This window comes from Bacillus sp. TE8-1, assembly GCF_008368855.1.
GTDB classification, from domain to species: Bacteria; Bacillota; Bacilli; order Bacillales; family Bacillaceae_G; genus Bacillus_A; species Bacillus_A cereus.
The window spans coordinates 131,211-137,907 of record NZ_QPET01000032.1 but is presented as its reverse complement, the minus strand read 5'-3'; the positions used below and the strand labels follow the sequence as shown (position 1 = coordinate 137,907).

Below are 6,697 nucleotides of genomic sequence, written 5' to 3'. Positions count from 1 at the left end.
TTATAAATATAACGGATAACCTTAAATAAAAAATAATGAACATTAAAGAAATTCTAAAGTATTAATATATTTTTCGTAAATATTAATTGATAACCCATTAGACTTTACTATATGTATAACTTCTTATTCTACAAAACGAAATTTTTTAATGTAAGAAAAAACTATACTTTCCCTTTAACATTGATACCAGTCTCATATGGAAAACTTTACAAAACAATTCGAACACTTACATTTAGAATAAACACAAAAAATTGCCACCAGTTAGCTTAACTGGTTGGCAATTTTTTAACGAGAATGCTTTACAAATAGTTGAATTGCTTCTTCTGGTACATAGCACTTTCCATTACTCTCTACAATAATACTTCTTAATTCATACCCTTTACCATTGATACGAATTATATTTTTGTTACCAAATAATTGTGCTTCTACTTTATTATGTTTTACTACCAGTAACGGGTTTGCTCCTTCGGTTTTGTTGGCTGTTACAGTTGCACCGATCTTCTTAAAGGCTTGTTCACTCTCTAAAAATATTTTATTCGTTACTTCTTCTAAGTTAAAGCCCATCGCTTTCGCCATCGTCTTCGCAATGTCTGTATTTTGGATTAAGCCTTCTGGTTTTTGAGGTCCATAAGAATGTAAGAATACATCCTCACCTGTATGTCCTCCTGTCGTAAAGCCGATATTTGCACGATTAGCCAATAATGTAGTAAGAATTCGTCCTACATCCATTTTCTTTTTTGCCGCTTTTAATTTTTCTTTTTCATCATGAGTTAGATTATCCAAACCGTATAGTTTAGCTACATCTTCTACATTTGATAAATCAGATTTCAGTTTATTTATAGTTCCTTCAAGTGTCATTTTCGCCTTTTTCAATGGATCAATGTATGCAGAAACCGGTGTAGTATTGTATCCTTTTGTCGTATTCCTATTCCCTATAGAGATGCCGCTGTTACCATGATCAGTTAAAGCGATGAGCATCGTATCCCCATCTTTCTTCGCAAATTGTAACGCCTTTGCTACCGCTTCATCAAATGCCAATATATCACTAATCATCCCAATTGGATCATTCGCATGGGCTGCCCAATCAGGCTTACTACCTTCTATGAATAAAAAGAAACCATCTTTATCTTTTGATAATGTTTGAATTGCTTTTTCTGTCATTTGAGAAAGTGTTGGTTGTTCTGGGTTTGTTGCTATACGATCCATATCAAACGCAAGAGCATGATGTGAGAAAGAGCCCCAAATTTTATTAGATTTGGAGTTCAATAACGCATCTTTCGTTTCAACAAAATCGTATCCTTTGTTTTGAATCACCTTTACTAAATTTTCACCATCTTTTCGGATTCCATTACTTTTCATAGGTAACAGCGCCGCTTTTCCCCCGCCTAATACGACATCTATATTTTGATATACTTGCTGCTTCGCAATTACGTCAAATTGCTTGCGATTGACATGGTGAGCCGAGAATCCCGCCGGAGTAGCATGCTGAATTTCAGATGTAGCAACAATTCCAGTTGCACGACCAGTACGTTTTGCACCTTCTAATACGTTTGCGACCGGCCGTAACTTGTCCTCTTCTTTTATTGGCTCTAAGCTAGGCGAACTTACAATAGAAGGTAATACACCTACATATCCTGAATTTGATTTATTTCCAGTTGCTAATGCTGTTGCTGCTGGCGCTGAGTCTGTAATAGCTGATTCCGCCGAAAACGTACGAACTCCTCCTGTTACAATTTGATCTAACGTAAGCGGTGCCCCTTTATACCAGCGAGCCAATGTTGTCGCCGTTGAACTCGTTCCGTCCATAACCATCATAATTATATTTTTAGGCTGATGTTCTACTTTTTTCACCTTAGCTTTGGCCGCATGATAATTCATCATACTTTCCGTACTTAATACGCTTACTATTATAGCTGCCACTAATAGCAACTTTTTCATCTTCACACCATAATTCAACATGATTGTTCCTCCATAAACTTTGCATTCATTTAAATACACACTATTTCCTTTTCCATACCAAAACCTACATATGTTTTATTAGTTCCCAATTCTCATAAAGCTAACAATAGTTACTTTCCCTTTCTTTCCTTTATTAAATATCGGTATGTATCATCTATCTTATAAAAAAGATTTAACATCCTTTTCATTAATTACTTGTTTAACAATAAATCCTCGATCAAAAGAAATAAAAATTTATTGTTAAACAATAAATTCTGTGTTAAATTAATAAGATATTAAATAAATGAGGTGCTTTTTATGAAACAAGGATCCACACTCTTTTTAAAGACCGTTGTGATTCTGATTGGAATCCCCGTTCTTGCTATGTGCATTTTTTTAGTCCCTAAAATAGGAAATTTCGCCGCAGAATTATATCCAGATATTTCATATATTAAATATCTTGTATTTATCAATTTATACGCAACAGCAATACCTTATTACTTCGCACTGTATCAAACATTTAAGCTTTTAAACTATATTGATAAAAATAACGCATTCTCAGAGTTATCTGTTCAAGCTTTAAAAAATATTAAGTACAGCGCATTGGCAATTAGTGTATTATATGTATTAGGTATGCCACTTTTCTATCTCGTGGCAGAGAGAGATGACGCCCCTGGCATTATTATTATCGGAATGATTATGATTTTTGCTTCAATGGTAATCGCGGTCTTTGCTGCCGTTCTCCAAAGACTATTAAAAGATGCTATAGATATAAAATCAGAAAATGATTTAACGGTCTGAGGTGAATAATATGGCAATTATTATTAATATTGATGTAATGTTAGCAAAAAGAAAAATGAGTGTCACAGAACTTTCGGAGAAGGTTGGAATTACAATGGCTAACCTTTCTATCTTGAAAAATGGAAAAGCAAAAGCAGTCCGTTTTTCAACTTTAGAAGCAATATGTAAAGCATTAGAATGCCAACCCGGGGATATTTTAGAATATCAACCTGAAGATACCAAGTAAAAAGAGTCCTTCATACGAGAAGGACTCTTTTTATTACACATTACGGTGCAAAACTAATTTGACCAGTAAACAATAGGATAATTGCTATGATCCAAAATATAAAAAATGATGAGGACAGTATTAATGAAAGAATAGCAATTCCCTTCTTCTCTGTTCTTTTCGTCATTGTGATTATTGAAAGTGTGATACCTACACCTGTCAGGGCAATTGTAATATAATCTCCAACTATATTACCTGCATTGGCTATCCTTGTTGGCGTTATAAAAACGAATAGAAAACACAAAATGCCGATGAGTAAAGATACATAGCTTATTATACTGTACTTCTTTTTAGGAACTATTTCAGTTTTCATACTAACCCCACCCCTTCTATATAGCTATGAGTTTATATTAGCATGAATAACCATAATTTGGTTAAAACAAAAAAACAGATACAGTGGAAACTTCCACTGTATCTGTTTTTTTATTTAATAAATAAGCCTGCTATTTCTTCTTTATCATTATAAGTTATAATAAATGTCCGTTGTTCTTTACTATATTTCGCTACAAGAATAACAGTATATAAACCATCTTTTTCTTCAATCGATTTTTTCTCTATTTTGTCGAACGTACCAGCTTTCTCAATTACAGGTGTAAGGTCTTTCATCTTTTCTTCTGGTAACCCCGCTTTCATTTTACTATCAAATTTTTCATGCACTTCTTTATACTTTTCCTCATTTAATAATGATACAATTTCTTCCGCCTTCGGAATAAATTTTTTTGACGTACTTTCTTCTACTTTATTACCAGTACATGCTGCGAGCGCGAACGCCGCGATAGCACTTATAATAATAAGTAACATTCTTCTCATTTTAATATACCCCCTTTCTTTTTAATATGAAACTATGGCTAAAAACGAGTACAGCAGAAATTGCGATTGAAACTTCTACAGCAATGATTCCATTTGTTCCTGATACATATTGCGGTATAATACCTGCTAATGTATTTACAGCTCCATGAATGAGTATAGCAAAAACAACATAACGAAATTTCTTTTGGACGACAGCTTGCAATACAATGAAGGAAAGCCCAATATGCAATACCATCGCAAAGACGCGCTCAATACCGCCGAAATAATAACTAACACCATTTGGGATGACTGTTTGTGACAATAATAAGGATATTACCGGGATACCAACTATCAACACTGCCTCAATACCACCATGCCCTGCTCCAAATAAAAAACCAGACTGCCAATCTCGTTGTTTCATAAAATAGCGCATTGCGATAAAACGAGCTATCTCTTCAAAAATACCTGCTGATAAACTAAGCAAAAGTACAAATAGTACAGGCTGCGTAACAGAAAACATTTGAAAATCTGTGCTAGTTCCATTTAAATAATTCAGTATTGGTATGCGAATTAATATTTGTGATACAACAAAAGCCAATACACCTAACATATATGGAAAATAGCGTTTCTTCCAAAAAGCATATAAAAGTGCTACAAGCGGTAAACCAAAGCTAATCATTGTTGTAAAAATAAGACCATTCATCTCGCTTCACCTCTTACTTGAAGTGTATAAAATTAAGTGAAGGAAGTATGTAATTATTTCTTATTCGGTTTTATTTTCATCATAGATGGTCATTTTTTATCTCTTTTAATATGAATGTTTGCGTGAAATAAGGGCTTATATAAGTTGTTTCTAATGTCGCGTTATTTGTTTTGTTAATGATTCTTTTTAACGAGAATAACCCGTATCCTCTCGCACCTTCTTTACTTGAATGGTTTTTCTCATAAATTTTTTGCAAATCAATCCCTTCACTCTTTGAACTATTACGTACAATAAAATACTGTCCTGAATCCATTTCAAAGAATGCAATTTGCAATATCTTTTCCTCACTATGTACTGCTTCTTCAATTGCATTGTCTATTAAAACCGAGATAATGCGAATAAATGATATGATCGTCATCGAAATACTTTCAATTTTCTCCGGTATATCAAGCATTACTTTTAGGTTTTGTTGCTGGGCAGTGCCAACTTTCGCTCTTAATACACTTCTCACTTCAGGAATATGTATGCGAGATAATTTTGCAATATCAAGTTCATAATCATTTATTGTTTTTAATGTAGGAGCTATAACATCATAATACACTTGCTCAATTTCTTTCACATTATTTGTACGTATTCCCTCTTCTAACGATAGTAATACATTCATATAATCATGACGGAAACTAGCAAGCTCATCATGCATATCCTCTAATTTCTCCACATAATCTAATAACTCTTTATCTAAACGTTTTTCATGCTCTTCTCGTAATTTTTCTTTCGATAGGTGTGAGCTTATTAGTACAATGATTATTAATAATAAAAATACAATAATCGCTGAAATATAACTTACTTCACTGTATTGTTGATTTAGTTGTTCTAAAAACTCAGTAGATGGCCTAGTTAAAATTAGTTCAATAACGAATCCGATAATTAATAATATATAAGTTACATAGTATAGCGGACTACCTACTATATATTGAGCAATTTTTCGAATTCTTTTACGAGCTACTAAAATACCGATAAAAGTAAGGATTGATACAATAAGATGAATAATGCTACCTGTCCATAAATATAAATTGAATGGCGTTAACATAAAGATTTTCATTCCTAAATCGAAAAGCAACATTTTCACTAACGTTATAATCACCATACTCACTAGTGCAAAATATAAATTATGCTTAAATTTCAATTCATTTTGCATTAATCCTAAACTTATTAGAAATAACACAATGGTACTATTCAACTCTGGATATCTTGTTACTGTTACGACAACAGCAAGTAAAATAATGAATACTGTACTCAAAGCTATTAACATTCTAACTGACAATCTGTTGTACCGGATTAATTGAATGTATAAAAACGTATGGCTCATACTAGTAAGCAATATTGCAAATAAATCATAAATATACATTACATCTCACCTTTTAACATCTTACGTACTTTACTCACTAAACGACGTGATACTGGAATACGTTTCCCACTTTTTAAAACTATCATTTTTTGCTTCGCATCATAAGAAGACATTCGCTTCGTATTCACGATATATGATTGATGACAACGAAATAAACGTTCATCTATTAATTCAATTTCTTTTAAAGTGCCGTAAAAATAAACCATTCGATCTAACGTCACTAATGCTAAACGATGTGGTTCATCAGTCATAACATATTCAACTTCTTGAAATGGAACTCGCACAGTCGCATTACTGTTTTCAACGATAAAATCATCGGATGGAATGATATGCTTATTACGCACTTCATATTGGAGTAAACATTGTTCAAAAACTTTATATCGCTCTTCGTATGGCAACCCTTTATCAATGAAAGTTAAAGCCGATACCATGTATTGATATGAAATAGGTGCAAATTCAGAATGTGTCGTTACAAACACAATGATCCCTTGCGTATCATACTTTCGTATTTCTTTCGCCACTTGTAACCCTTTACGCTCTTCTCTTTTTATCTCTATATCTAAAAAATAGATTGGAATATACTTCGCCTTTGGAATATTATTAATGATGTTGTCACTTTTACTAGTTACCTCAATAAAGTCAAAAGGTAACATATATTTTTCACAAACCTCCTCAACTAACCGCTTCATTTGCTGCGCTTGTATGACATCATCTTCTAAAATGAAAATACTCATGTGATCACTCTCTTTTTTGAAATCTTTTCATCTATAGATTTATCTATAACTATATAATT

General features: G+C 32.8%; 8 protein-coding genes. 2 read left to right on the top strand and 6 right to left on the bottom strand.

The features are described from left to right. Positions 1 to 285: 285 nt before the first annotated feature. Positions 286 to 1,959 (bottom strand): alkaline phosphatase, encoded by a 1,674-nt coding sequence (locus DN404_RS26680; RefSeq protein WP_086385782.1) that lies wholly within the window; start codon positions 1,957 to 1,959, stop codon positions 286 to 288. A 297-nt stretch (positions 1,960 to 2,256) separates the two neighbouring features. On the opposite strand from DN404_RS26680, the gene DN404_RS26675 reads away from it, so the two are divergent. Beyond that, positions 2,257 to 2,739 carry a DUF2975 domain-containing protein gene (locus DN404_RS26675; RefSeq protein ID WP_000809125.1) on the top strand — a complete coding sequence of 161 codons (483 nt, stop codon included), beginning with the start codon at positions 2,257 to 2,259 and terminating at the stop codon, positions 2,737 to 2,739. A gap of 10 nt (positions 2,740 to 2,749) precedes the next feature. Continuing rightward, positions 2,750 to 2,965 (top strand): helix-turn-helix domain-containing protein, encoded by a 216-nt coding sequence (locus DN404_RS26670; RefSeq protein WP_000974620.1) that lies wholly within the window; start codon positions 2,750 to 2,752, stop codon positions 2,963 to 2,965. A 40-nt stretch (positions 2,966 to 3,005) separates the two neighbouring features. Here DN404_RS26670 and DN404_RS26665 read toward each other — a convergent pair whose 3' ends face one another. The 5 genes from DN404_RS26665 to DN404_RS26645 form a co-directional block, all read right to left on the bottom strand. Beyond that, positions 3,006 to 3,317 (bottom strand): hypothetical protein, encoded by a 312-nt coding sequence (locus DN404_RS26665; RefSeq protein ID WP_000845561.1) that lies wholly within the window; start codon positions 3,315 to 3,317, stop codon positions 3,006 to 3,008. A 110-nt stretch (positions 3,318 to 3,427) separates the two neighbouring features. Next, positions 3,428 to 3,814, bottom strand: coding sequence for a DUF3887 domain-containing protein (locus DN404_RS26660; protein WP_149149725.1), 387 nt, complete (start codon positions 3,812 to 3,814; stop codon positions 3,428 to 3,430). A gap of 1 nt (position 3,815) precedes the next feature. Next, positions 3,816 to 4,496: a YhfC family glutamic-type intramembrane protease gene (locus DN404_RS26655; protein ID WP_149215659.1), complete on the bottom strand. Its 681-nt coding sequence runs from the start codon at positions 4,494 to 4,496 to the stop codon at positions 3,816 to 3,818. A 79-nt stretch (positions 4,497 to 4,575) separates the two neighbouring features. Continuing rightward, positions 4,576 to 5,904: a GHKL domain-containing protein gene (locus tag DN404_RS26650; RefSeq protein ID WP_149215658.1), complete on the bottom strand. Its 1,329-nt coding sequence runs from the start codon at positions 5,902 to 5,904 to the stop codon at positions 4,576 to 4,578. After that, a complete protein-coding gene (locus tag DN404_RS26645; protein ID WP_149149728.1) occupies positions 5,904 to 6,638 on the bottom strand; it encodes a LytR/AlgR family response regulator transcription factor in 735 nt (244 codons plus the stop codon). The genes DN404_RS26650 and DN404_RS26645 overlap by 1 nt, the downstream gene beginning before the upstream one ends. Between the last annotated feature and the right edge of the window lie 59 nt (positions 6,639 to 6,697).

What these genes read in the sequence shown, in the direction of transcription:
- DN404_RS26650 (WP_149215658.1), bottom strand. Translation starts at nt 5,904, where the DNA reads ATGTATATTTATGATTTATTTGCAATATTGCTTACTAGTATGAGCCAT.
- DN404_RS26665 (WP_000845561.1), bottom strand. Translation starts at nt 3,317, where the DNA reads ATGAAAACTGAAATAGTTCCTAAAAAGAAGTACAGTATAATAAGCTAT.
- DN404_RS26675 (WP_000809125.1), top strand. Translation starts at nt 2,257, where the DNA reads ATGAAACAAGGATCCACACTCTTTTTAAAGACCGTTGTGATTCTGATT.
- DN404_RS26645 (WP_149149728.1), bottom strand. Translation starts at nt 6,638, where the DNA reads ATGAGTATTTTCATTTTAGAAGATGATGTCATACAAGCGCAGCAAATG.
- DN404_RS26655 (WP_149215659.1), bottom strand. Translation starts at nt 4,496, where the DNA reads ATGAATGGTCTTATTTTTACAACAATGATTAGCTTTGGTTTACCGCTT.
- DN404_RS26660 (WP_149149725.1), bottom strand. Translation starts at nt 3,814, where the DNA reads ATGAGAAGAATGTTACTTATTATTATAAGTGCTATCGCGGCGTTCGCG.
- DN404_RS26670 (WP_000974620.1), top strand. Translation starts at nt 2,750, where the DNA reads ATGGCAATTATTATTAATATTGATGTAATGTTAGCAAAAAGAAAAATG.
- DN404_RS26680 (WP_086385782.1), bottom strand. Translation starts at nt 1,959, where the DNA reads ATGTTGAATTATGGTGTGAAGATGAAAAAGTTGCTATTAGTGGCAGCT.